The organism is Aeromicrobium ginsengisoli, from assembly GCF_004134905.2.
GTDB lineage: Bacteria > Actinomycetota > Actinomycetes > Propionibacteriales > Nocardioidaceae > Aeromicrobium > Aeromicrobium ginsengisoli.
In genome coordinates, this window is sequence record NZ_SDPQ02000003.1 from 884,230 (window position 1) to 906,220 (window position 21,991).

General features: G+C 69.2%; 27 protein-coding genes. 14 read left to right on the forward strand and 13 right to left on the reverse strand.

The features are described from left to right. The first annotated feature begins 43 nt into the window (after positions 1-43). From ESP70_RS17525 to ESP70_RS17540, 4 genes are read left to right on the forward strand one after another with little or no spacing between them, the layout of a single operon-like run. A complete protein-coding gene (locus tag ESP70_RS17525) occupies positions 44-1,195 on the forward strand; it encodes an acyl-CoA dehydrogenase family protein (protein ID WP_149690576.1) in 1,152 nt (383 codons plus the stop codon). After that, complete coding sequence (locus ESP70_RS17530) at positions 1,192-1,995, forward strand: SDR family oxidoreductase (protein ID WP_149690577.1); 804 nt, start codon at positions 1,192-1,194, stop codon at positions 1,993-1,995. Before ESP70_RS17525 ends, ESP70_RS17530 begins: the two co-directional genes overlap by 4 nt. 1 nt (position 1,996) lies before the next feature. Next, positions 1,997-2,575 carry a TetR/AcrR family transcriptional regulator gene (locus tag ESP70_RS17535; RefSeq protein ID WP_149690578.1) on the forward strand — a complete coding sequence of 193 codons (579 nt, stop codon included), beginning with the start codon at positions 1,997-1,999 and terminating at the stop codon, positions 2,573-2,575. Beyond that, complete coding sequence (locus tag ESP70_RS17540; RefSeq protein WP_149690579.1) at positions 2,572-3,723, forward strand: acetyl-CoA C-acetyltransferase; 1,152 nt, start codon at positions 2,572-2,574, stop codon at positions 3,721-3,723. Before ESP70_RS17535 ends, ESP70_RS17540 begins: the two co-directional genes overlap by 4 nt. Here ESP70_RS17540 and ESP70_RS17545 read toward each other — a convergent pair. The 3 genes from ESP70_RS17545 to ESP70_RS17555 form a co-directional block, all read right to left on the reverse strand. Beyond that, entirely contained in the window at positions 3,720-4,058 is a 339-nt protein-coding gene (locus ESP70_RS17545; RefSeq protein WP_149690580.1) for a YciI family protein, read from the reverse strand. The two genes, ESP70_RS17540 and ESP70_RS17545, sit on opposite strands and share 4 nt — an antisense overlap. An 80-nt stretch (positions 4,059-4,138) precedes the next feature. Then, a complete protein-coding gene (locus ESP70_RS17550) occupies positions 4,139-4,399 on the reverse strand; it encodes a Txe/YoeB family addiction module toxin (RefSeq protein WP_149690581.1) in 261 nt (86 codons plus the stop codon). After that, positions 4,396-4,728: a type II toxin-antitoxin system Phd/YefM family antitoxin gene (locus ESP70_RS17555; protein WP_342780194.1), complete on the reverse strand. Its 333-nt coding sequence runs from the start codon at positions 4,726-4,728 to the stop codon at positions 4,396-4,398. Before ESP70_RS17555 ends, ESP70_RS17550 begins: the two co-directional genes overlap by 4 nt. A gap of 153 nt (positions 4,729-4,881) precedes the next feature. Between ESP70_RS17555 and ESP70_RS17560 the strand changes: the two genes are divergently transcribed. Continuing rightward, positions 4,882-5,316, forward strand: coding sequence for an SRPBCC family protein (locus ESP70_RS17560; protein ID WP_149690583.1), 435 nt, complete (start codon positions 4,882-4,884; stop codon positions 5,314-5,316). Here ESP70_RS17560 and ESP70_RS17565 read toward each other — a convergent pair. Next, positions 5,313-5,699 (reverse strand): SHOCT domain-containing protein, encoded by a 387-nt coding sequence (locus tag ESP70_RS17565; protein ID WP_223148766.1) that lies wholly within the window; start codon positions 5,697-5,699, stop codon positions 5,313-5,315. The two genes, ESP70_RS17560 and ESP70_RS17565, sit on opposite strands and share 4 nt — an antisense overlap. A gap of 95 nt (positions 5,700-5,794) precedes the next feature. Here ESP70_RS17565 and ESP70_RS17570 point away from each other — a divergent pair, with 95 nt between their 5' ends. Then, positions 5,795-6,328: an RNA polymerase sigma factor gene (locus ESP70_RS17570; RefSeq protein ID WP_149690584.1), complete on the forward strand. Its 534-nt coding sequence runs from the start codon at positions 5,795-5,797 to the stop codon at positions 6,326-6,328. Further along, the gene (locus tag ESP70_RS17575) at positions 6,325-7,092 is read left to right on the forward strand and encodes a hypothetical protein (protein ID WP_149690585.1); all 768 of its coding nucleotides are present in this window, start codon (positions 6,325-6,327) and stop codon (positions 7,090-7,092) included. The genes ESP70_RS17570 and ESP70_RS17575 overlap by 4 nt, the downstream gene beginning before the upstream one ends. Here ESP70_RS17575 and ESP70_RS17580 read toward each other — a convergent pair whose 3' ends face one another. Further along, on the reverse strand, positions 7,093-7,863 hold the full coding sequence (locus ESP70_RS17580) for an SDR family oxidoreductase (RefSeq protein WP_149690586.1): 771 nt from the start codon (positions 7,861-7,863) through the stop codon (positions 7,093-7,095). 117 nt (positions 7,864-7,980) lie between these two features. Here ESP70_RS17580 and cysD point away from each other — a divergent pair, with 117 nt between their 5' ends. The 3 genes from cysD to ESP70_RS17595 are packed head-to-tail and all read left to right on the forward strand — an operon-like array spanning position 7,981 to position 11,479. Next, positions 7,981-8,892, forward strand: a complete 912-nt coding sequence (gene cysD, locus ESP70_RS17585) for a sulfate adenylyltransferase subunit CysD (RefSeq protein ID WP_149690587.1) — start codon at positions 7,981-7,983, stop codon at positions 8,890-8,892. Further along, a complete protein-coding gene (gene cysC, locus ESP70_RS17590) occupies positions 8,892-10,730 on the forward strand; it encodes an adenylyl-sulfate kinase (protein WP_149690588.1) in 1,839 nt (612 codons plus the stop codon). Before cysD ends, cysC begins: the two co-directional genes overlap by 1 nt. Next, positions 10,727-11,479, forward strand: a complete 753-nt coding sequence (locus ESP70_RS17595) for a 3'(2'),5'-bisphosphate nucleotidase CysQ (RefSeq protein WP_149690589.1) — start codon at positions 10,727-10,729, stop codon at positions 11,477-11,479. The genes cysC and ESP70_RS17595 overlap by 4 nt, the downstream gene beginning before the upstream one ends. A 24-nt stretch (positions 11,480-11,503) precedes the next feature. Here ESP70_RS17595 and ESP70_RS17600 read toward each other — a convergent pair whose 3' ends face one another. From ESP70_RS17600 to ESP70_RS17615, 4 genes are read right to left on the reverse strand one after another with little or no spacing between them, the layout of a single operon-like run. Continuing rightward, positions 11,504-12,571 (reverse strand): NAD(P)H-dependent flavin oxidoreductase, encoded by a 1,068-nt coding sequence (locus tag ESP70_RS17600; RefSeq protein ID WP_149690590.1) that lies wholly within the window; start codon positions 12,569-12,571, stop codon positions 11,504-11,506. After that, complete coding sequence (locus tag ESP70_RS17605; RefSeq protein ID WP_149690591.1) at positions 12,568-13,329, reverse strand: CoA-transferase subunit beta; 762 nt, start codon at positions 13,327-13,329, stop codon at positions 12,568-12,570. The genes ESP70_RS17600 and ESP70_RS17605 overlap by 4 nt, the downstream gene beginning before the upstream one ends. Beyond that, positions 13,326-14,198, reverse strand: a complete 873-nt coding sequence (locus ESP70_RS17610) for a CoA transferase subunit A (RefSeq protein WP_149690592.1) — start codon at positions 14,196-14,198, stop codon at positions 13,326-13,328. The genes ESP70_RS17605 and ESP70_RS17610 overlap by 4 nt, the downstream gene beginning before the upstream one ends. Further along, positions 14,195-14,956 (reverse strand): enoyl-CoA hydratase family protein, encoded by a 762-nt coding sequence (locus ESP70_RS17615; RefSeq protein WP_149690593.1) that lies wholly within the window; start codon positions 14,954-14,956, stop codon positions 14,195-14,197. The genes ESP70_RS17610 and ESP70_RS17615 overlap by 4 nt, the downstream gene beginning before the upstream one ends. A 37-nt stretch (positions 14,957-14,993) precedes the next feature. Here ESP70_RS17615 and ESP70_RS17620 point away from each other — a divergent pair, with 37 nt between their 5' ends. From ESP70_RS17620 to ESP70_RS17635, 4 genes are all read left to right on the forward strand, one after another. Further along, positions 14,994-15,761 carry an SDR family oxidoreductase gene (locus tag ESP70_RS17620; RefSeq protein WP_149690594.1) on the forward strand — a complete coding sequence of 256 codons (768 nt, stop codon included), beginning with the start codon at positions 14,994-14,996 and terminating at the stop codon, positions 15,759-15,761. Continuing rightward, entirely contained in the window at positions 15,758-16,642 is an 885-nt protein-coding gene (locus ESP70_RS17625) for an SDR family oxidoreductase (RefSeq protein ID WP_149690595.1), read from the forward strand. Before ESP70_RS17620 ends, ESP70_RS17625 begins: the two co-directional genes overlap by 4 nt. A gap of 9 nt (positions 16,643-16,651) precedes the next feature. Next, positions 16,652-17,122 carry a nitroreductase family deazaflavin-dependent oxidoreductase gene (locus tag ESP70_RS17630; protein WP_149690596.1) on the forward strand — a complete coding sequence of 157 codons (471 nt, stop codon included), beginning with the start codon at positions 16,652-16,654 and terminating at the stop codon, positions 17,120-17,122. A 110-nt stretch (positions 17,123-17,232) separates the two neighbouring features. Continuing rightward, positions 17,233-18,618, forward strand: coding sequence for an LCP family protein (locus tag ESP70_RS17635; RefSeq protein ID WP_188110681.1), 1,386 nt, complete (start codon positions 17,233-17,235; stop codon positions 18,616-18,618). Positions 18,619-18,723: 105 nt separating this feature from the next. Here the strand turns inward: ESP70_RS17635 and ESP70_RS17640 are convergent, their stop codons facing one another. The 4 genes from ESP70_RS17640 to ESP70_RS17655 form a co-directional block, all read right to left on the reverse strand. After that, on the reverse strand, positions 18,724-19,479 hold the full coding sequence (locus ESP70_RS17640) for an SDR family NAD(P)-dependent oxidoreductase (RefSeq protein WP_149690598.1): 756 nt from the start codon (positions 19,477-19,479) through the stop codon (positions 18,724-18,726). Next, on the reverse strand, positions 19,476-19,964 hold the full coding sequence (locus ESP70_RS17645; protein WP_149690599.1) for a carboxymuconolactone decarboxylase family protein: 489 nt from the start codon (positions 19,962-19,964) through the stop codon (positions 19,476-19,478). The genes ESP70_RS17640 and ESP70_RS17645 overlap by 4 nt, the downstream gene beginning before the upstream one ends. After that, positions 19,961-21,052, reverse strand: coding sequence for an NAD(P)H-dependent amine dehydrogenase family protein (locus ESP70_RS17650; RefSeq protein WP_149690600.1), 1,092 nt, complete (start codon positions 21,050-21,052; stop codon positions 19,961-19,963). The genes ESP70_RS17645 and ESP70_RS17650 overlap by 4 nt, the downstream gene beginning before the upstream one ends. A 129-nt stretch (positions 21,053-21,181) precedes the next feature. After that, the gene (locus ESP70_RS17655; protein WP_188110682.1) at positions 21,182-21,967 is read right to left on the reverse strand and encodes an SDR family NAD(P)-dependent oxidoreductase; all 786 of its coding nucleotides are present in this window, start codon (positions 21,965-21,967) and stop codon (positions 21,182-21,184) included. Positions 21,968-21,991 lie beyond the last annotated feature (24 nt).

A 21,991-nucleotide genomic window follows, 5' to 3' on the forward strand; every position in this document is an offset into this window, starting at 1 on the left:
TCCTTCGTCGCTAGCCAAGCAAGTGCTTGGTAGGCTACCTCATATGAACTCCGACGACGATGCCTTCCGCGAGCAGGTGCGTGCCTGGTTGGCCGAGCATCTCGTCGGTGAATGGGCAGCCCTCAAGGGTGCCGGCGGCTCTGAGGCGTACGAGGAACGGCGCGCGTGGAACCGTCTCCTCGCCGATCACGGCTGGACCTGCCTCGGCTGGCCGAAGGAGCACGGCGGCCGCGCGCTCAGCCTCACCAAGCAGGCCATCTTCCACGAGGAGTACGCCCGTGCGGGCGCACCCGAGACGGTCAACCACCTCGGCGAGCAGCTGCTCGGCCCGACCCTGATCGAGTTCGGCACCGACGAGCAGAAGGCGCGATTCCTGCCGGTGATCCGGACGGTCGACGAGCTGTGGTGCCAGGGCTACTCCGAGCCCGGCGCCGGCTCCGACCTGGCCGCCGTCAAGACCCGCGCCGTGCTCGACGTGGCCGCGGACGAGTGGGTCATTGACGGCCAGAAGGTGTGGACCTCGTGGGCCCACGAGGCGGACTGGATCTTCGTCATCGCGCGGACCGAGCCCGGCTCGTCACGCCACAGCGGCCTGTCGTTCCTGCTCGTCCCGCTCGACCAGGACGGTGTCGAGATCCGGCCGATCGAGCAGATCACCGGCGACTCGGAGTTCAACGAGGTGTTCTTCACCGGAGCCCGCACGCCGGCCTCGATGATCGTCGGGGAGCCCGGCGACGGGTGGCGGGTCGCGATGGCGCTGCTGGGCTTCGAGCGCGGGGTGTCCGTGCTGGGGCAGCACGTCGGCTTCGAGAGCGAGCTCAACGACCTCATCGACCTGGCCCGCGCCAACGGCGCCCTCGACGACCCGGTGCTCCGTGATCGGCTCGCGGAGCAGAGCGCGGAGTTCGAGGTCATGCGCGTCAACGCCGTCAGGTCGCTCACCGAGGCGACGCCCGGCGCCGACAACGTCGCCAAGCTCGTCTGGGCCGGCTGGCACCGGCGGCTCGGCGAGCTCGCCATGGAGGTCTGTGGCGCGAGCTCGCTGACCGCCGACGGTGAGGCGTACGACCTCGACCGCTGGCAGCGACTCTTCCTGTTCTCCCGCGCGGACACGCTCTACGGCGGCAGCGACGAGATCCAACGCAACATCCTCGCCGAGCGTGTGCTCGGCCTTCCGAAAGAGGCCCGCGGATGACCACGATGCGACCCGAGCAGCCGACGCCCGACTACGTACCGGGGCACGGCCTGCTCACCGACAAGGTCGTCGTGGTGACCGCGGCGGCCGGCGCCGGCATCGGAGCGGCCGTGGCGAGGCGCGCGCTCGAGGAGTCCGCCGCGGTCGTGATCATCAGTGACACGCACGAGCGGCGGCTGGCCGAAGCGCACGAGTCGCTGGGCGCGGAGTTCGGTGCGGACCGCGTACGTTCGCTCGCCGTCGACGTCACCGACGAGGCGCAGGTGCAAGCCCTCCTCGACATCGCCGACGAGCACGGCGGGGTCGACGTCATGGTCAACAACGCCGGCCTCGGCGGCACCGCTGACGTGCTCGAGATGACGGACGACGAGTGGTCGCGGGTCCTCGACATCACCCTGACCGGCACGTTCCGGTGCGTACGCGCTGCCGGCAACCGCATGCGCGCCGCCGGCAAGCGCGGCGTCATCGTCAACAATGCGTCGGTCATCGGCTGGCGCGCGCAGGAGGGGCAGGCGCACTACGCCGCTGCGAAGGCCGGAGTGATGGCGCTGACCCGCTGTGCTGCGCTCGACGTCGCGCCGTACGGTATCCGGGTGAACGCGGTGGCTCCGTCGCTGGCGATGCACCCGTTCCTCGCCAAGGTCACCAGCGACGAGCTGCTGGCCGAGCTCAAGCAACGAGAAGCGTTCGGCCGCGCGGCCGAGCCGTGGGAAGTGGCGAACGTGATGGTGTTCCTGGCGTCGGACTACTCGACGTACCTGACCGGCGAGGTCATCTCCGTGTCGAGTCAGCGAGCCTGAGATGGCCGAGCAGACTCGCCGGGAGGAGCTGCTGCAGATCGCGGCCGAGCTCTTCGCGACCAAGGGCTTCAAGAACACGACGGTCCGCGACATCGCCGATGCGGCCGGCATCCTGAGCGGCTCGCTCTATCACCACTTCGACTCCAAGGAGTCGATGGTCGACGAGATCCTGTCGTCGTTCCAGGAGGAGCTGTTCGGCGCGTATGCCGGCATCCTCGCCGGCACCGACGACCCACGGGCCAAGCTCGAGGCCGCCGTGCGGGTGTCGTTCGAGGCGATCGACCATCACCGCGACGAGGTGGCGATCTTCCAGAACGAGGCGGACTACCTCGGTACGTTCGACCGCTTCGCCTACCTCGCCGATCGCAACCAGCAGTCGCGCGACGTGTGGCTGACGCTGCTGCGCGAAGGCGTGTCCTCGGGTGCTCTCCGCAAGGACCTCGACGTCGAGCTCGTCTATCGCTTCATCCGCGACACCGTCTGGGTCGCGGTGCGGTGGTACCAGCCCGGCGGCAAGCTGAGTCACCACGACGTCGCCGACCAGTACCTCACCATCCTCCTCGACGGGATCACGACATGAGCCCCAGTGCGTACATCATCGATGCTGTCCGGACACCCGTCGGCCGGCGCGGCGGATCGCTCGCCAGCGTGCACTCGGCCGACCTCGGCGGTCACGTGCTGTCGGCACTGATGGACCGTACGGGCGTCGACCCCGGTGCGGTCGACGACGTCATCATGGGGTGCTGCGACACGATCGGCTCCCAGGCCGGAGACGTCGCGCGTACGGCGTGGCTCGTCGCCGGACTGCCCGAGCACGTGCCCGGCGTGACGATCGACCGGCAGTGCGGCTCGTCGCAGCAGGCCGTGCACTTCGCCGCGCAGGGCGTGATGTCCGGGACGCAGGACCTCGTCGTCGCCGGTGGGTTGCAGAACATGAGCGCGATCCCGATCTCGGCGGCGATGCTGGTCGCCGACCAGTACGGCTTCACCACGCCGTTCGCGGAGTCGCCCGGTTGGCTCAAGCGCTACGGCGACCAGGAGGTCAGCCAGTTCACGTCGGCCGAGATGATCGCCGAGAAGTGGGACCTCAGCCGCGAGGCCATGGAGGAGTTCGCTTTGGCCTCGCACGAGCGGGCGCGCGCGGCGATCGCCGAGGGTCGGTTCGACAGCCAGGTGGTGCCGGTCGGCGAGTTCACCACTGACGAGTGCCCGCGCGAGACGTCGCTGGACAAGATGGCCGCGCTGCAGCCGCTGGCTCCCGGCGGCCGGATCACTGCCGCCGTCGCCTCGCAGATCAGCGATGCCGCGAGCGCGATGCTCATCGCGTCGGAGCAGGCGGTCAAGGACCACCAGCTCACGCCGCGCGCCCGGGTGCACCACCTGTCCGTACGCGCCGACGACCCGATCTGGATGCTCACCGGCCCGATCGCCGCGACCCGGCACGCGCTCGGCAAGGCCGGCATGACGGTCGCCGACATCGACCTGTTCGAGTGCAACGAGGCGTTCGCGTCGGTCGTGCTGGCGTGGATGCAGGAGCTCGACGTGCCGCACGACAAGGTCAACGTCAACGGCGGCGGCATCGCCCTCGGCCACCCGATCGGCGCCACCGGCACCCGGTTGATGACGACTCTGCTGAACGAGCTCGAACGTACCGACGGCCGCTACGGACTGCAGGTCATGTGTGAGGGCGGCGGCCAGGCCAACGTCACGATCATCGAGCGCCTCTAGCCAGGAATCGAGTCGCCCGGGAACCCGGCCCCCGGGTGCACCTCGGCGCGGATCATCCCGGCCTGCACGCACGGGTCACCGGCCATGATCTGTTCCGCTTCCTCCTGCGACACCGTCATGACTGCGACGCCGGCCAGCGTGTCGTCGCCTCCGGGGCAGAGCACCGCGATCGTCCCGTCGGCATGCAGTGACACCATGCGGCGCTGATGCTCCAGCTCGATCGCCGCGGCACCGTCCTGGTGCCGGTCCGCGCCCCACCACAGCAGGGTCAGTGTGAACGGCTTGGCCGTCGCCGCCAGCTCCTGGATCTGCTCGTCGGTGATGGCTGCCCCCATGGCGTACTCCTCTGCTCTGCGGTCGATGCCCCGCCAGCCTGCTCAGGCAAGGAGTGACTGTCAACGCCGAACCTGCCGGTTCAGCTGCCGTAGTGGTAGCGACAGGCAGCGATGCGAATCTCGTCCTCGACGACCTTGTAGACGAGGCGATGCTCGTCGGTGATGCGGCGCGACCAGTAGCCCTGAAACCCGTGCTTCAACGGCTCAGGCTTGCCGATGCCTTCGTTGCCATTGCGGGCGATGTCCTTCAACAGCGTGTTGATTCTCCTGACGAGCTTGCGGTCCTGCTGCTGCCACCAGAGGTAGTCGTCCCATGCCGACTCGTCCCAGACAAACGTCACTCGGCGAGCTCTCGCTCGACGCCGGCCCCACTCTCGAGTCGATCGATCGAGGCGAGAAGTCGGCGCGCGTTCACCGGGTTCTTCAGGAGGAAGGCGGTCTCCTTGAGCGATTCGTAGTCGTCCAAGGACACGATGACGACAGGCTCGTGGCCTGCACGGGTCACGACGACTTCTTCGCGATCATCAGTGACAGCGTCCAACGTCGCTGCAAGGTTGGCTCGGGTCTGCGAATAGCTCAGGGTCTTCATGGCGTCCTCTCGCGTACGTACAGGAAATTGTACGTTTGACGGAGAGGTGGAGCAAGGATCTGATCCCTCAACGCGGCGCATTCGCTCGCCCCCGCTCGAACACGAGACCCAGCCGGGTGCCGACGACCGTGCCAGCCGGAAACCACTCTGCCGTCCGCCGGATCAGGGCGACCGCCTCTGACATGGGTTCTGAAGTGGTCGACGGTCGTGCCGAGGGTCGATACTGTTCCGGTCATGGCCGTATCTGGCACCACCGAGTTCGATGTCGCCGCCACGCCCGCGCAGGTCTTCGATGCCGTCGCCGCGATCGAGGATCTGCCCCAGCGCTCGAGCGCGCACAAGTCCGCCACGGTCGAGTCCCGGCACGACGACGGCCGGCCCAAACGCGTACGCGCCAAGGTCGCGGCAGCCGGGTTCACCGACGAGGAAGTCACCGACTACACATGGGACGAGCCGCACTCCGTGACGTGGACCTTGGCCGAGAGCTCGGTGCAGTCCACGCAGGTGGCTACCTACACACTCACGCCGACCGACGGTGGCACCCACGTCAAGCTCGACCTCGAGATCGGTGTCAAGGTGCCGATGCCCGGCTTCGTGCTCAAGCGCGTCCTCAAGAGCGCCCTCGACACCGGCAGCAAGAGCTTCAAGGCGTACGTCGAGGGTCGCTAACCCAGAACCTTTGCTTTCTGCGCAGAGAACTCGGCTTCAGTGATCGCGCCGCTGTCGCGCAGCGCGGCGAGGCGCTCCAGTCGACTGATGACGTCGTCGTCGGCCGCGTCGACCGGCTCCCCCCGAAGTAGGGCGGCGACGCTTTCCGCCTTGGCGCGTGCGGCTTCCTTGGCTGGCGTGACCTGGTCCCACAGGATCCGATAGCCGGCCGGATTGTCGGGGTCGACCAGGATCGGCAGTACGGCGCCCGGTGCGGGCCAGACCTTCCGCTTCACGGGGCCGGAGAACTCGACCGCGAGTGGCGCGACACCAGGAGCGCTGATCACGAGGTGCATCTCGCAGATCTGGTTGACCGTGTCGCCGTGATTCACCGAGACCGTCACGACGTGGGCCTTGCCTGGCACGCCGTCTGCGGTGGTCGCCGGAGCGGATCGGCCGCTGGACGTCACAATCAGCGACCGGCCGGACACTATGGGGTATGACCGGGCCGGACGATCGACGCGATGCGGAGTTCTCGCGTTGCTTCGAGGAGGAGATGCCCCGGGTCCTTCGCTATGCCCAGAGACACGTGGGGTGGGAGCTGGCACAGGACGTCGTCGCCGAGACCTTCCAGATCGCCTGGCGCAAGTGGGACAAGCTCCCCGCGGAGAAGTTCCCGTGGCTCGTCGGTACGGCTCGCAAGGTCATCGGCAATCACGTACGTGCGACGATGCGCCGGAGGCGACTGGCCACGCGTCTCGCCCTCTACTCAGAGGTGACCGCCGACTCCTCGGAGGAGAGCAGCGCGCGCATGGAGGCCCTGCACCGGCTGGCAATGCTCAGTGAGGTGGAGCGGGAAGCGCTGCTCCTCACGGCGTGGGACGGGCTGACGTCCGATGCAGCCGCCGAGGTGTTGGGGATCAGTCCGGCGACCTTTCGCAAGCGGTTGAGCCGAGCGCGCCAGTCCGTGCTCGTCGCAGAGGAGTCCCACGAGACGGCAGGCCTGGTCATCGGAGCGGAGGAGGGGCGATGACGAACATCATCGAGCGGCTGGCGCCGGGCCCGGCAGATCCGAAACAGCAGTGGGCCCAGACGACTCTGCAGCGCATCAAGGCCTCGAAGGTGCCGAGGCGGCGTCGGCGCCGGTTCATCGTGACCGGGGTGATCGCGGGCGCGGTGCTGGGTGGGGGCGTGGCGGTGGCACAGACCGCCTTGGCTCCAGACGAGGTGACCCATTCGATCGGGAGCCTCCAGAAGGAAACGGGCCTGCGTCCCACCACGGCGCCGGTCAAGATCGCCGACATCCACCTCAGCGATGGCACCCGTTGGCAGGTCTGGCGGGGATACAACGACCACGACGGTTCGTGCTGGACCGTCGGCGACCCCGACAAGGGAGACATCGATCCGCACGACATCTTCGGGTCAACGGCACCAAGCTGCACCTGGATGCCCGATGAGGATCAGGCGCGGAAGATGGGGCTCCCCTCCAGCACGAAGCGCATGGATTTGCATGAACAGGAGAGCGACTTCGTCAGGCTCGACTTCTGCGGTCAGGATGAGCGCAAGGGCTTGCCGGTCGTGTTCGGCCAGGTCGTGCAGCCGGCGGTGAAGGCCGTGCGGGTCGTTGGCCCTGGTTACGTCAAGAACCTGAGGATTGATCCTGAGACTGGCGGATTTGGGGCGGAGCTGCCCTATCGGCTGGCGCACCTCAAGCCGGGCTACCTCTTCGACGGGGTGCATGTGGAGTTCCTCGACGAGGACGGCCATGTCGTGCACACGGCGTTCGAGGGCGGATAGCTAGACGTCCCAGCCCTCCGGGGCTCTCGGGTGCAGCATCGCATCGGTGCCGCCGTCGGCATACACGACGGAGCCCACCATCAGGCTGCTGGCGTCCGACAGCAGGAACGCGATTAGAGCCGCCACCTCCTGAGGCTGCCCGAGGCGACCGATCGCCGTCGGGTACGCCTCGACGAGCGGGCCGATCTCCGGGTCGGCGAGCAGCCGGTCCGTCATGGGGCTGGCGATCATGCCCGGCGCGACGGCGTTGAGCCGGATGCCAGCACCGATCCAGTTGGCAGTGACGCCCTCCCGGCGAGCCCACCACGCCAGCGCAGCCTTGGTCGCCGGATAGACCATGACGGACTCGGCCAGGTCGGCATCCGCGCGGGCGGCTGCCTCGTCGCCGGCGAGGCAGTGGTCGGCGACCGACGCACGCCAGCCCGGCATACCGGTGATCGAGTTCGAGGCCAGCAGCACGACGCTTGCGGAGCCGGCGGCGGCAAGCTGCGGCCGGAGACCCTCGACCAACGCGACCGCGCCGAAGAAGTTGACCGACACGACGAGCGACGACGCGACGCCCGATGAGCCGGCGATCCCGGCGCACGGCACCACGCCGTGGACGATGGCGGCCAGCTGCTGGACGCCGGCGACCGCGTCGGCCCGACCAGCAGGCGTCGACAGGTCCGCCATGACGTCGGCATCGCGCTGGTCGACCGTGATCACCCGGTCGCCCTGCTCACGCAGCAGCGCCGCCGTGGCCGCACCGATCCCGCTCGCGGCCCCACTCACGACGTACGTCTTCGCGAGCCGACTGTAGGCGTCGAGAGCGAGAAGTGGTTGCGGTTCTCGTCGCCGCCTGCAAAACTAGAACATGTTCTATTTCGGCATCCCTCGCGAGTGCTCGGCATGACCCAGACGTACGTGCTGACCGATCTCGACAAGCTCGAGGCCGAGGCCGTCCACATCTTCCGCGAGGTCGCCGCGACGATCGAGCGTCCCGCGCTGCTGTTCTCCGGCGGCAAGGACTCGGTCGTCATGCTGCACCTTGCGGCCAAGGCGTTCTGGCCCGCGCCCGTGCCGTTCCCCGTGATGCACATCGACACGGGGCAGAACTTCGACGAGGTCATCGAGTTCCGTGACCGTACGGTCGAGCGCTTCGGGCTGCGGCTCATCATCGCCAGTGTCCAGGACGACATCGACGCCGGCCGCGCCAAGGAGATCGGCGGCCCGCTGGGTCCGCGCAACAAGCTGCAGACCGTCTCGCTGCTGCGCGGCATCAAGGAGAACCAGTTCGGCGCCGTGTTCGGCGGTGCTCGGCGCGACGAGGAGAAGGCCCGCGCCAAGGAGCGCGTCTTCAGCTTCCGCGACGAGTTCGGCCAGTGGGATCCCAAGAACCAGCGGCCTGAGCTCTGGAGCCTCTACAACGGGCGGCACCACAAGGGCGAGAACATGCGCGTCTTCCCGCTGTCCAACTGGACCGAGCTCGACATCTGGAACTACATCCTCCGCGAGGAGATCGAGCTCCCCGAGCTCTACTACGCGCACGAGCGGACCGTCGTCGCGCGCGACGGCATGCTGCTCGCGGTCAACCGCTTCATCCAGCCCCAGGGCGACGAGGAGCCGTTCGACGTCATGGTCCGGTTCCGCACGATCGGCGACGCCACGTGCACCGGCTGCGTCGAGTCGCACGCGACGACCCCAGCGGACGTGGTGACCGAGGTCGCCGCCGCCCGCATCACCGAGCGAGGTGCCACCCGCGCGGACGACGCGATCTCCGAGGCCGGCATGGAAGACCGCAAGAAGGAGGGCTACTTCTGATGTCGCAGCTTCTCCGCATCGCGACGGCCGGCAGCGTCGACGACGGCAAGTCCACCCTCATCGGCCGGTTGCTGTTCGACGGCAAGGCGATCTTCGAGGACCAGCTCGGCGCGATCGAGACGGCGAGCGCCGCTCGTGGCTTCGACGGCCCCGACCTCGCTCTGTTCACCGACGGCCTGCGGGCCGAGCGGGAGCAGGGCATCACGATCGACGTGGCGTACCGCTACTTCGCGACGCCCAGGCGCAAGTTCATCATCGCCGACACCCCTGGCCACATCCAGTACACGCGCAACATGGTCACCGGCGCCTCGACCGCCGACGTCGCCCTGATCCTGATCGATGCCCGCCACGGCGTGCTGGAGCAGTCCCGCCGGCACGCGTTCCTCGCGACGCTGCTCGGCATCCCGCACCTCGTGCTGTGCGTCAACAAGATGGACCTCGTCGACTACTCGCAGGAGCGGTTCAACGAGATCCGCGCAGAGTTCGAGGCGTTCGCGTCCAAGCTCGAGGTCCCGGACCTGACGTTCATCCCGGTCTCGGCGCTCACCGGCGACAACGTCGTCACCCCGAGCACCGCGATGCCCTGGTACGAAGGGCCGGCCCTACTGGGCTACCTCGAGGACCTGCACGTCGCGTCCGACCGCAACCTCATCGACGCGCGTATGCCGGTGCAGTACGTCATCCGGCCGCAGCAGGCCGACTTCCACGACTTCCGTGGCTACGCCGGTACGGTCGCCGGTGGTGTGTTCCGGCCCGGCGACGAGGTCGTCGTCCTGCCGTCGGGGTTCTCGACGATGGTGACGAACGTATGGGGCCCCGGTGGGTCGAAGCTCGACGAGGCGTTCACCGGCCAGGCCGTGACGATCGAGCTCGCCGACAACCTCGACATCAGCCGCGGCGACATGCTGTGCCGGCCCAACAACCGGCCGACCAGCACGCAGGACGTCGACGCGATGATCTGCTGGATGGACGGCGACCTGACGCTGGACACCGACACGACGTACGCAATGCTCCACACGACTCGCGACACCCGGGTGTCGGTCAAGGAGCTCGAGTACCGCCTCGACATCAACACGCTGCACCGCGTCGAGGACGCCCCGACGCTGGCGCTCAACGAGATCGGCCGGGTGCGGCTGCGGACGCAGAAGCCGCTGCACCTCGACCCCTATCGCCGCAACCGCGACACCGGCAGCTTCATCCTGATCGACGAAGCGACCAACAACACCGTCGCCGCCGGCATGCTGTTGGGTGCGAGCCAGAACGAGCCCAACATCGTCTGGCACAGCGGCGCCGTGACGCGCGAGCACCGCAAGACCAAGGGCATGACGCTGTGGCTGACCGGGCTGTCCGGCTCGGGCAAGTCGAGCGTCGCCGTCGAGATCGAACGGCGCCTCGTCGCGTCGGGCCGGCCCGCGTACATCCTCGACGGCGACAACTTGCGGCACGGCCTCAACGCCGATCTCGGGTTCAGCCCGGAGGACCGCAAGGAGAACGTCCGCCGGGTGACCGAGGTGGCGCGGCTGCTGGCCGACGCCGGTGTCGTCGCCATCGTGTCGCTCGTCAGCCCCTACCGCGCCGACCGCGATGCGGCCCGCGCGGCCCACGAGGACGACAGCCTGCCGTTCCTCGAGATCTTCATGGACACCCCGCTCGAGGTCGCCGAGGCGCGCGACACCAAGGGGTTGTACGCCAAGGCGCGCGCCGGCGAGATCAAGGACTTCACCGGCATCAACGCCCCGTACGAGGCGCCGATGCGGCCGGACCTGTTGCTGCGGCCCAGCGACGGTGACGCCGGTACGCTCGCCGGAATCGTGATCGACCGAGTGGAGCAGACATGATCGAGCGGGACGCGGCGTTTGCGGCTGAGATCGCCGAGCGGGCGGGGGCACTGCTGCTCGACCTGCAGCGCGCCTCCGGGCTGACCGGCAAGGAGCTCGGCAAGGCCGGCGACGCCAAGGCCAACGAGCTGCTCCTCGCGCTGCTCGCCGAACGGCGACCGGGCGACGCGGTGCTCTCAGAGGAGTCGGCCGACTCACCGGCGCGGCTCTCCGCCGACCGGGTCTGGATCATCGATCCCCTCGACGGCACCCGGGAGTACGGCATGCCGGGTCGTCCGGACTGGGCGGTCCACGTCGCTCTCTGGGAGCGGGGTGCGCCCGGCTCAGCGATCACCGCGGCAGCCGTGGCTCAGCCGGCGCTGTCGACGGTCTACTCGACCGGCAGGTCGACGGTCATGCGTGGCCCGCACGAGCGGCCGATCTTCCTGGTCAGCGACAGCCGGCCGCCGGATTTCGCCGCCGCCGTGGCGAAGGACCTCGACGCCGACCTGCAGCCCATGGGCTCGGCCGGGGCCAAGGCGATGGCCGTGCTGCGAGGCGACGCCGACGCGTACCTGCACGCCGGAGGCCAGTGGGAGTGGGACTCAGCGGCGCCGGTCGGCGTGGCCCTCGCCGCCGGCCTGCACGCGTCACGGGTCGACGGCTCGACGCTGACCTACAACGCCGCACACCCTTACCTGCCGGACCTTGTGATCTGTCGCGCCGACCTGGCCGACAAGATCCTCACGGCGATCGCGGCAGCTGGCTAGAGCCCGCCGACGAACGGCAGTGCCTCAGACGACGTAGCCGCTGGCGCGCTTCAGTGCGGTCGCGGCCTCGGTGACGACCCGGTCGATGAGCTCCTCGCACGTGGGCAGGTCGTCGATGACGCCGACGACCTGACCCGAGGCGAGGACGCCGACGGTCGCGTCGCCCTCGACGAGACCGGCCTTGAGCATCATCGGGGTGTTGGCGGCGAGGGCGAGCTGACCGAGCGTACGGCCCTGCTCCTTGCGCATCGCGCGGCCGTCGACGGCGAGCTGTTTCCAGGTCATCCCGGCCATGCGCTTGAACTCCAGGGTGCGCCGCGCCGTCGGGACGAGGCGGCGCATGCCTGCGCCGCCCTCGACCTGCTCGACGAGCTCGGTGCGGAGCATGCGGTGCGGCATGCCGTCGACCTTCTTGGTGACGACGGTGTCGTCGAGGCCGGCAATCAGGTAGCGCTGCTTCACCGCATCCGGCACCCGGCTGTCAGCCGTCAGCAGGAACCGGGTGCCCATGCCCACGCCGGCGGCGCCGTACGAGAGCGCAGCCGCGAGCCCGCGACCGTCGAAGAACCCGCCGGCGGCGATCACCGGGATGTCGACCGCGTCGAGGACCGTCGGCAGCAGCAGCGTCGTCGGCACCGAGCCGGTGTGCCCGCCGCCCTCGCCGCCCTGGATCATCACCGCGTCGGCGCCCCACGACGCGACCTTGACCGCATGCTTGGGCAGCCCGACGCTCGGGATCACGACGATGTCGTGCTCCTTGAGCCTGGCGATCAGCTCGGGCTTGGGCGCGAGCGCGAACGACGCGACCTTGACGCCGTATGAGATGAGCAGCTCGCACCGGGCTGGGGCGTCGGCCGCGTCAGCGCGCAGGTTGACCCCGAACGGCTCGTCGGTGCGCTCCTTGACCTCGATGATCGCCTGCTCGAGCTCCGGCAGCGTCATCGTGGCCGACGCGAGGATGCCGAGGCCTCCGGCGTTCGCGGTGCCACTGACCAGGCTAGGGCCGGCGACCCAGCCCATGCCGGTCTGCACGACCGGATGGCGTACGCCGGTCAGATCGGTCAGCGGGGTGGACAGCAGCTGCTCGATCATTCGCTCGGCACTTCCCGCTCGCGGAGCTTCGTGGGGTCCAGCAGCTCGCGGATCAGGACCAGCTCGCCGTCGGTCGGCGTGCGCGTCTCGGGCACGTCATTGTCGGCATGGATCTCGCAGCCGCTGGCCGCGCGCACCTCGTCGACGGTCACGCCGGGGTGCACGGACACGAACCGCATCGTGTGCCCCGGTCCGCCGAAGTCGAACACCCCGAGGTTCGTGACGAGCCGGTGCACGTCATGGAACTTCGTCGCGGCAGGCCCCGCGGCCTCGGCCCGCGCACGGCCGATGCCCGACGCGATGTCGACCTGTTCGACCACGACCCGAGGCGAGTGCTTGGGCACCCAGTAGGACGTCCGGTTGTTGACGGTGTTGCCAGGCGCACCGCGTACGCCCAGCAGTTGGCGGGTCGGCTGCTCCCACGGGCCGATCGCCGAGATGTTCTGGTTGCCGTGTCGGTCGATCTGGGTCGCGCCCATCATGACGTGCCGCTTGCCGTACGGGACTACGGACTCGAGCACCAGCCGGAACGGCATCCAGCCCTCGATGACGTCGCCGGACTGGCCGAGCGGCGGGGTGCCGCGCAGGATCCGGGCCTCGCCGTCGGTCAGCATCAGCGCCGGGTTGGACGTGTTCTTGGCCAGTCTGGCGCCGAGCGTCGGCAGCAGTCCCATGGGGCTGCCCATGATCTCGCCGTCGTCGGCGAAGCAGTCGGCAATGGCGACGGCGCAGTACTCCGAGCGGGTCACGTCGTTCATGCGGAAGCCGCCTCGCGGAACGCCGTGACTGCGGCTTGATAGGCCGCCTCGTCGCCGGACAGGAATCGTTCGTGGAACGCGGCCCAGTCCTCGGGGGTCTTCGCCGCGGTGGCGTACGCCTTCTGGAACTTCTCGTCGCGGCCGTACGTCGGCGTGCAGTCGGTGAAGTGTGCGCCGTTCGGCGTCTCGACCACTCCGGTCACCATGGTGCGGTTGAGCAGCAGGCTCTGCAGGGGCGCGTCGACCGTCAGACCGGCGGTGTCGATGATCTGCTCGGTCGACACGTACGCCTCACGGGCGGCCATGCAGAACAGGTCGTCGAAGTAGGGGTCCGGCCCGAGGTACTGCCCGTTGCCGAGCTCGTCCGCGCGATTCATGTGCACCAGGGCGACGTCGAGGTTGAGCGCCGGCACCGCGACGAGCTCCTCCTGGTCGTCGTACGGCGAGCGCACGGTGTGCAGGTCGGGGTCGTTCTCGAGCACGGCCGAGCCGAGGCCCGCACGCATCGGCAGGAACGAGATGCGCTGGGCCGCGGCACGGAGCCCCGTCTGGAACATGCCCTCGTCCCACTCGCGGAACTCCGCGGTGCCGTCGACGCGGGCCTTGCTGAACAGCGGCTCGAGCGGAATCGAGTCGAGGGTCGCGAACGCGTAGGTCACCCGGCTGGCCTTGCCGGCGGCGAGCAGCAGGCCGACGTCGGGGCCGGCGTACGACACGACGTGCAGGTCGGTGAGGTCGCTGCGCAGGATCGCCCGGACCAGTGCCATGGGCTTGCGCCGCGAGCCCCAGCCGCCGATCCCGACGGTCATCCCGCGCTCGATGCGGCCGACGACCTCGTCGATCGTCAGCTCCTTCGACGGTGCCCTCACTGCTGACCCTTCGCCTTCTCGGTGCCGGCGAAGTCATCGCGGAGCTCGTCGCTCACGCCCATCAGGTTGAGCTCCATCGTGAATCCTTGCTCGAAGCGATAGCTGGTGTTGACGTCGACCGGGTCGATGCCGTTGAGCGCCTCCTTGGCGGCGCGGATGACCCGGGTGTCCTTGGCGGCGATCTCGGCGGCGAGGCCGAGCGCCAGGGCGTCGAGCTCGTCGCGTGGCACGACGGCATACACCGAGCCGTGCTGCACCAGATCGGCCGCCGGGATCGTGCGGGCGGTGAAGTAGAGGGTGCGCATCAGGTGCTGCGGCACGAGCCGGGCGAGGTGCGTCGCGGCGCCGAGCGCGCCCTGGTTGACCTCGGGCACGCCGAAGTACGCATCGTCGCTGGCGACGATGACGTCGGAGTTGCCGACCAGGCCGACGCCGCCGCCGAGGCAGAACCCGTGCACCGCCGCAATCACCGGGACGGCGCACTCGTACACCGCCTTGAACGCGGCGAAGCAGCCCTTGTTGGCGCCGATCAGGGCGTCGAACCCCGTGGTGTTCTGCATCTCCTTGATGTCGACGCCCGCGTTGAACCCCTTGCCGTCGGCGCGGAGCACGACGACCTTCGTGGCGGGGTCGGCACCGGCCGCGTCGAGGACCCTCGCGAGGTCGAACCAGCCTTGGACTGTGAGCGCGTTGACCGGGGGCTGGTCCATCGTGACGACGCGGACCCCGTCGTCGCGGAGTTCAGAACGTATGGTCATGGCTGCCAACCTAACATTTGCTTGGTAGCCTGTCAGCATGACTCTGGCCCTGGACCTCTCCGGACGCGTCGCCCTGGTCACCGGCGGCTCGCGCGGGATCGGCCGCGGCATCGCTGCCGTGCTGGTCGAGGCCGGTGCCACGGTGGTCACCTGCGGGCGGTCGCCGGTCGACGATCCGGTCGCGGGCACGGAGCACCAGACCTGCGACGTACGCGATCCGGGCGCCGTCCAGGCACTGGTCGCCGGCATCGTCGAGACCCACGGTCGTCTCGACGTCCTGGTCAACAACGCTGGCGGTGCGCCGTACGCCCTGGCGGCCGACTCGAGCTCACGGCTCGACGACAAGATCCTCGGCCTCAACCTCTCCGCCGTGCTGACGGTGTCCAAGGCCGCCAACGCGGTCATGCAGCAACAGCCTGACGGTGGCGCCATCGTCAACATCTCGTCGGTCTCGGCCCTGCGGCCATCGCCCGGCACCGCGTCGTACGGCGCCGCCAAGGCTGGGGTCGACTCGCTGACCAAGACGCTCGCCGTCGAGTGGGGTCCCCGCGTACGCGTGAACAGCATCGACGTCGGTCTGTGCCGGACCGAGCTGACCGCCGACCACTACGGCGACGATGCGACGGTCGCAGCGGTCGAGGCCACCATCCCGCTGGGCCGCATGGCCGAGCCCGAAGAGGTGGGCCGGGTCGTCGCGTTCCTGACGTCGGACCTCGCGTCGTACGTCTCGGGCGCGACCGTCGCCTGCCACGGCGGTGGCGAGCCGCCCGTCTTCCTGCACGTCGTCACCAAGGAGAACCAGTGAGCATTCTCGAAGGTCGCATCGCGATCGTCACCGGAGCCGGCCGCGGCATCGGCCGGGCCCACGCGCTCGAGCTGGCGCGGCAGGGCGCCAAGGTCGTGGTCAACGACTTCGGCGTCTCTCTGGCAGGGGAGGCCGACGCCGAGTCGCCCGCTGAGGCCGTGGTGTCCGAGATCAAGACGCTCGGCGGCGAGGCCGTGGTCAACGGCGCGGACGTCGCCGACTTCGGCCAGGCCGAGGCGATGGTGCAGCAGGCGATCGACACGTTCGGCGGCCTCGACATCCTCGTCAACAACGCCGGCTTCGTCCGCGACCGGATGCTCGTCAACACGTCCGAGGAGGAGTGGGACGCGGTCATCCGGGTGCACCTCAAAGGTCACTTTGCGCCACTGCGGCATGCGGGGGCGTACTGGCGGACCGAGTCCAAGGAAGGGCGTACGCGCGCGGCCCGCGTCATCAACACGTCGTCGGGTGCGGGTCTCCAGGGCTCGATCGGCCAGACGACGTATTCCGCCGCCAAAGCGGGCATCGCCGGCATGACCTTGGTGGCCGCCGCGGAGATGGGCCGGTACGGCGTGACTGTCAACGCCATCGCGCCGGTCGCCCGCACGCGGATGACCGAAGGGGCGTTCGACACCTCGGCGATGCCCGAGCCCGAGGACAACTCACCGGTCGTGGCCTGGCTCGCCTCGGTCGAGGCCGGTGACATCACCGGCCGGGTCATCGAGATCGAGGGCGGCCAGATCTGCCTCGAGCAGGGCTGGACCCACGGCCCGCGCCGCGATGCCGGTCGTCGCTGGGAGACCACGGAGGTTGGGCCCGCGCTGCGCGAGCTCATCGCCGAGGGCGCCGATCCCGAGCCGGTGTACGGAGTGGCGCCGTAGTCTTCGGGCATGGGACTGCTCACTCCGCTCGCGGTCAAGATCGGCTCGATCCCGTGGTTGCCTCGCTACCTCCGGCAGATCATGTGGGTGGACAACCTGATCCGGCGGGTGACCCGTGGCCGGCTGACGCTGCTCGACCTTGCCGGGCTGCCCAACCTCGTGCTGACCGTGCCCGGCCGCAAGAGCGGGATCCCGCGCAGCACGCCGTTGCTGTGCGCCCCTGACGGCCCGGACATCCTGATCGCCGGCTCGAACTTCGGCGGCGCCAAAGAACCCATCTGGGTCAAGAACATCGAGGCGACGCGCGAGGTCACGGTCTTCTTCCGCCGGCGCGAGACGCCCATGGTCGTACGCCCGCTCGAGGGGGACGAACGCGCCGCTGCCTGGTCGCTGTTGGTCGAGACGTGGCCCAACTTCCTGATGTACGAGAAGCGCACCGACCGCCAGATCAAGCTGTTCCGCCTGACGGCCCAGCCCTGACGTAGGTGCCGAGGGTCACGTAGCTTTCACACGGTTCTCTCAGGTCTGCCTCCTATTCTAGGTAGTTCTGCCGATCCATGATCGGCCCTCGACCTGCAGGAGATCCGTCCGTGACGAGCACTGCCACGCCACCCACACCCCGGCGAGCGGTACGCCGCCCGAAGCGGATCTGGCGACGCCTGGTGATCGGCATCGGCGTGTTCGCGCTGGTGATCGGCATCGGCGGCGCCGCGGCGTTCTGGAAGCTCAACGGCAACATCGCGTCGGCGGCGCTGGACAAGAAGGATCACGTCGTCAAGGACGACACCCCCAAGGGTGCGACCAACATCCTGTTCATCGGCTCGGATTCCCGCAAGCTCAAGTCCAAGGGCTACGGCAACGAGCTCGGTCAGCGCAGCGACGCCCTGATGCTGGTGCACTTCGCCAAGGACAACAAGCGAGTCGAGGCGGTCCAGATCCCGCGTGACACGCTCACCACGCTGCCCGCTTGCAAGAACACCGGGAGCGGTGCCTTCCCCGGCGGCGCCAACCTGATGATCAACTCGGCGCTGGCCGGCGGCCCGGCGTGCTCCGTGCGCGCGGTCGAGGCCCTGAGCAACGTCCACATCGACCACTTCGTGCAGCTGGACTTCGACGGCTTCGCCTCGATGGTCAACGCCCTCGGCGGCGTCAACGTATGTCTCGACAAGCCCATGGTCGACCCCGATGCCAAGCTCAACCTGCCGGCAGGTGAGCAGCACATCAATGGCAAGAACGCACTTGCCCTGGCCCGCACGCGCCACGCGGTCGGCGACGGCAGCGACATCGGCCGGCTGGGCCACCAGCAGGTCGTCATGTCGTCGATCATCAGCCGCGCCCGGAGCGCGGGGGTGCTGACCCGCCCCGACCGGCTGTTCAGGTTCCTCAACGCCCTGACCTCGTCGATCACGGTCGACAAGGGGATCTCGTCGATCTCCAAGCTCACGGGCCTCGCCAAGCGCGCCCGGGCTGTGCCGGACTCCAAGATCCGGTTCATCACGATGCCCAACGGCACGGCGCCGACCGACCCCAACCGGGTCGTCAAGACGGCTGACGCGGACGTGCTCTTCGCCGCGATCGCCAAGGATCACGAGGTCCCGGTCGAGAGCGAGGACGCCCAGTCCACGACTCCCAAGACGCCGGTCAAGGTGCTCAACGCTGCCGGCACCCAGGGCCTGGCCTCCTCGGCCCAGGTCGCGCTGGTCAAGGAGGGCTACGTGGTCTCCGGTGTCGAGACGGCGCAGAAGACCTCGGCCAAGACGCGCATCTTCGTCGACAGCACGCCCGAGGCGCTCAAGACCGCCAAGGCGCTCAACAAGAAGTTCGGCTTCAAGGCCCAGATCGTCGTGCAGCCCAGCGGTATGACCGGCGTCTGGCTGATCGTCGGGAGCGACCGGGTGTCGGCCGGTTTCGAGCCGGTCACCCCTGACGCGATCAAGGCGACGACCCGCACGGCCAGCGGCTCGCTCTGCACCTGACGGCCGCCGGGGCGGTGGATGGGTCGCCTTTCGCCGGGCCTGATGGGCGAGCAGGTCACCGCTCCGCGACCTGATGGGCGAGTAGGTCACCGCCCACGGGTGAGGTCAGCCGGCGAGGTGGCCGTGGTCGACCATCTGGATGCTGCCGTGCACCGACGCGGCGTCGTCTGACGCCAGGAACACGACGACGGCCGCGACGCTGTCGGCGCTCATCAGCCCGCGCTTCGCCGCGACGCGCATGATCAGCTCCCAGTCCGCGCCGTCAGGGACGCTGATGGTCTGTGCCTGCGGGGTGTCCATGCCGCCGGGGCAGACGCAGTTCACCCGCAGCGGCGAGTCGAGGTACTCCACCGCCAGAGCCTTCGTGAGCCCGACGATGCCGTGCTTGGCTGCGGTGTATGCCGCCGAGTACGCCTCACCCATGACGCCGGCGACCGACGCGACGTTGACGATGTTGCCGCCGGTCTCCAGCAGGTGCGGGATCGCGGCCTGACTGAGGTGGAATGCACCGCTCAGGTTGAGGGTGATGTCGTGGTCCCACTCCTCCTCGGTGACGTCCGCGGTCCGCCGGAAGTCGTGGCGGCCGGCATTGTTGACCAGCACGTCGAGCCGCCCGTACGCCTCGACAGCCGCAGCGACGGCGTCTCGGCACGAGTCGCGAGACGCCACGTCGAGGTGGCCGAACCGGACCTCGCCGGGCAGGCCCGCGCAGGACGCTGCGACCTCGGCGAGCTTCGCCTGGTCCCGCGACGCGGCATGGACAAGGCCGCCACCGGCGGCGAACCGTCGTACGGCCGCGGCGCCGAGTCCTGAGGACGCACCGGTGACGAGGATGCTCCGCCCGTCGAACGCGCCGGTCATGAGGTGCGGTGCGTCGGCAGGACGCAGGCGGTGTCGAGCCCGAGCACGCGGTTGAGCCGGCCGAACGACAGCCACGAGCCGAGGCACATGCTGAGCTCGACGATCTCGCGCTGGTCGTACTCGGTCAGCATCCGCTGCCAGAACGCGTCGTCGATGCTGTGGTGGTCGGCCGCGTAGAGCTCGGCATACTCCGCCGCCAGGCGCGTCCGTGCGTCGAACGCGTCGGTCGTACGCCAGTTCTGCACCGCCTCGTCGAACGTGTCCTCGACCTTCTCGCCGTCACGCTCGGTGCGCCAGTCCTGGCAGAACAGGCAGCCGTTGATCTGCGCGATCCGCAGGCGCGCCGCCTCGAACTCGCGGAGCCCGAGCGTCGAGTCGGAGTAGACCTTGAGCGCCAGCGTCGCCGCGGCGCCGCCGATCTCCGGGACCATCTCGCCCCACACGTAGGTGATGGGGTCCTTGCCCTCGGGCACGTCGATGATCATGCGGTGGCCAATCTCGAGAGCTTGCCGACGCCGGGCGTCAGGGGGACCTGGAGGGCGTCGTAGAGGCCGGGTTCGGCCTCGACGAGCCAGGGGATCGCGTTGACGATGCGGCCCACCGCGGTGGCGTTGCCGCCGGCGGCGCGATTGCCGCCCTCGTCGGTCGCCTCGATGTTGACCTCGATGCGCGGGCGTCCCTCGATGATGACGCGATGCACGCCATCGCCTCCGTCGGGCGGCGACGGCCAGTCGGGCGCGCACGACGGGTGGATGCGGGTCACGTGCTCGACGACGATGCGCGCCTCGCCGTCAACGATGCCCTGCACCTCGAAGCGCAGCGCGCCCTGGGTGCCCTTCTCGAACGTGCCCATTGCGGCGTTCTCGACGGTCTCGTCGAGCTCGCGACGCTCGACGTGCTCGGTGATCTCGTCGAGCTCGACGCCGAGCGCCTTCGCGATGAGCCGCACCTGGCCGCCCCACACCATGGTCGGGATCGTCGGCGCCACCATCGGCGGATCCTCCGTCATCGGCTGGCCCATCCCGATGAGATAGCGCACGGAGTCCTGCTGGTCGTACGTCGTGTAGTCGAAGATCTCCTGGCACCGGATCTGGTCGATCGTCGAGGCGAGGCCGCTGATCAGCACGGGGAGGATGTCGTTGCCCCAGCCCGGGTCGATGCCCGACACGAACAGCGAGCCACCGCCGGCGGCGATCGTGGCGTGCACCGGGTCGCGGAGCTCCGGCGGCGCCGAGTCGGGGTCGTACATGCCATAGAGCGACGGCGTCACCACCACGATGCCGAGGGCGATCGCCCGGTTGATGTCGGCCAGTGCGTCGTCGGGCCGGATCTCGCCGGAGGCGGCGTAGACGAGGGCGTCGATGGCGCCGAGTGTGCCCTCGATGTCGTCGCTCGCGGCGACGCCGAGCGTACGGTCGAGGTCCGCGAGCTCGCCGGAGTCGCGGCCCACCTTGGCGGGATCGTGGACGATCACGGCCGTCAGCTCGAGCCCGGGGTGCGCGTCGACGGCGCGGATCGCCGCGCGCCCGACGTTGCCGGTGCCCCACACGGCGGTGCGAATCGGTACGGTCATGGCTGCCAATCTAGAACGTGTTCCAGTTTTTGAGAAGCCTGAGAGGAATCCGCCGGTCGAGTGGCAAGCTCGCTCAGCGAGCGGCGTATCGAGACCTCGCGAGGTTCGAGCGTGCCCGGGAAGGGTCGCTCAGACGGTGTAGCCGCCGTCGACGTCGAGCTTCTGGCCGGTGATGAATCCGGCTCGGCTCGAGGCCAGGAAGCACACCGCCTCGGCGATGTCGGCGGCGTCGCCGAAGCGCCGCAGCGGGATGTTGCCGCGGGTGATGTCGAGCGCCTCGTCGTCGAGCTCGCCCGACTCGATGAGCCGCGCCGCCATGCCGTCGGTCAGCATGCCGGGGCCCACGGCGTTGACCCGCACGCCGAAGCGGCCTTCCTCTGCGGCGAGCCCGCGGACGAGCTGCTCGACGGCGCCCTTGGGGGCTGACGAGAGCCCGTCCCGCACGGGGAACCGTGCGGTCGCGGCGGTGGTGACGGCGACGATCGAGCCCTTGGTCTCGCGCAGCAGCGGCAGGGCGGGGTGCGCCAGGTTGAAGAAGCCGACGGTGTCCTGGCGCAGCTGCTCGGCGAAGTCGGCCGGCGACACCCGCGACAGGTGCACCATCGGCACGTGCGGGCCGGCCGCGTAGATGAGCGTGTGCAGCCCGCCGTACGTCTCGGCGATCTCGGCCAGCAGCGCGGCCGAGTCGTCGGCTGACGTGACGTCGAGCGCGTGCGCCGACGACCGTGCTCCGAGGTCGGCCGCGGCCGACGCCACCGCACTTCCGGCGTCGGCATTGCCGCGGTACGTCACGGCGACATCGCTGCCGCGCGAAGCCAGCAGTCGCGCGATCTCGGCGCCCAGCCCACCGCTGCCCCCGACCACGAGCGCGGCGCCGGCGAGGCCGGCGAAGTCGGTCGAGAGGTCGTTGCTCATGAGGTGCCGAACTCTACCGACCGG

What these genes read in the sequence shown, in the direction of transcription:
- ESP70_RS17525 (WP_149690576.1), top strand. Translation starts at nt 44, where the DNA reads ATGAACTCCGACGACGATGCCTTCCGCGAGCAGGTGCGTGCCTGGTTG.
- ESP70_RS17530 (WP_149690577.1), top strand. Translation starts at nt 1,192, where the DNA reads ATGACCACGATGCGACCCGAGCAGCCGACGCCCGACTACGTACCGGGG.
- ESP70_RS17535 (WP_149690578.1), top strand. Translation starts at nt 1,997, where the DNA reads ATGGCCGAGCAGACTCGCCGGGAGGAGCTGCTGCAGATCGCGGCCGAG.
- ESP70_RS17540 (WP_149690579.1), top strand. Translation starts at nt 2,572, where the DNA reads ATGAGCCCCAGTGCGTACATCATCGATGCTGTCCGGACACCCGTCGGC.
- ESP70_RS17545 (WP_149690580.1), bottom strand. Translation starts at nt 4,058, where the DNA reads ATGGGGGCAGCCATCACCGACGAGCAGATCCAGGAGCTGGCGGCGACG.
- ESP70_RS17555 (WP_342780194.1), bottom strand. Translation starts at nt 4,728, where the DNA reads ATGCGCCGCGTTGAGGGATCAGATCCTTGCTCCACCTCTCCGTCAAAC.
- ESP70_RS17560 (WP_149690583.1), top strand. Translation starts at nt 4,882, where the DNA reads ATGGCCGTATCTGGCACCACCGAGTTCGATGTCGCCGCCACGCCCGCG.
- ESP70_RS17570 (WP_149690584.1), top strand. Translation starts at nt 5,795, where the DNA reads ATGACCGGGCCGGACGATCGACGCGATGCGGAGTTCTCGCGTTGCTTC.
- ESP70_RS17575 (WP_149690585.1), top strand. Translation starts at nt 6,325, where the DNA reads ATGACGAACATCATCGAGCGGCTGGCGCCGGGCCCGGCAGATCCGAAA.
- cysD (WP_149690587.1), top strand. Translation starts at nt 7,981, where the DNA reads ATGACCCAGACGTACGTGCTGACCGATCTCGACAAGCTCGAGGCCGAG.
- cysC (WP_149690588.1), top strand. Translation starts at nt 8,892, where the DNA reads ATGTCGCAGCTTCTCCGCATCGCGACGGCCGGCAGCGTCGACGACGGC.
- ESP70_RS17595 (WP_149690589.1), top strand. Translation starts at nt 10,727, where the DNA reads ATGATCGAGCGGGACGCGGCGTTTGCGGCTGAGATCGCCGAGCGGGCG.
- ESP70_RS17600 (WP_149690590.1), bottom strand. Translation starts at nt 12,571, where the DNA reads ATGATCGAGCAGCTGCTGTCCACCCCGCTGACCGATCTGACCGGCGTA.
- ESP70_RS17605 (WP_149690591.1), bottom strand. Translation starts at nt 13,329, where the DNA reads ATGAACGACGTGACCCGCTCGGAGTACTGCGCCGTCGCCATTGCCGAC.
- ESP70_RS17615 (WP_149690593.1), bottom strand. Translation starts at nt 14,956, where the DNA reads ATGACCATACGTTCTGAACTCCGCGACGACGGGGTCCGCGTCGTCACG.
- ESP70_RS17620 (WP_149690594.1), top strand. Translation starts at nt 14,994, where the DNA reads ATGACTCTGGCCCTGGACCTCTCCGGACGCGTCGCCCTGGTCACCGGC.
- ESP70_RS17630 (WP_149690596.1), top strand. Translation starts at nt 16,652, where the DNA reads ATGGGACTGCTCACTCCGCTCGCGGTCAAGATCGGCTCGATCCCGTGG.
- ESP70_RS17640 (WP_149690598.1), bottom strand. Translation starts at nt 19,479, where the DNA reads ATGACCGGCGCGTTCGACGGGCGGAGCATCCTCGTCACCGGTGCGTCC.
- ESP70_RS17645 (WP_149690599.1), bottom strand. Translation starts at nt 19,964, where the DNA reads ATGATCATCGACGTGCCCGAGGGCAAGGACCCCATCACCTACGTGTGG.
- ESP70_RS17650 (WP_149690600.1), bottom strand. Translation starts at nt 21,052, where the DNA reads ATGACCGTACCGATTCGCACCGCCGTGTGGGGCACCGGCAACGTCGGG.
- ESP70_RS17655 (WP_188110682.1), bottom strand. Translation starts at nt 21,967, where the DNA reads ATGAGCAACGACCTCTCGACCGACTTCGCCGGCCTCGCCGGCGCCGCG.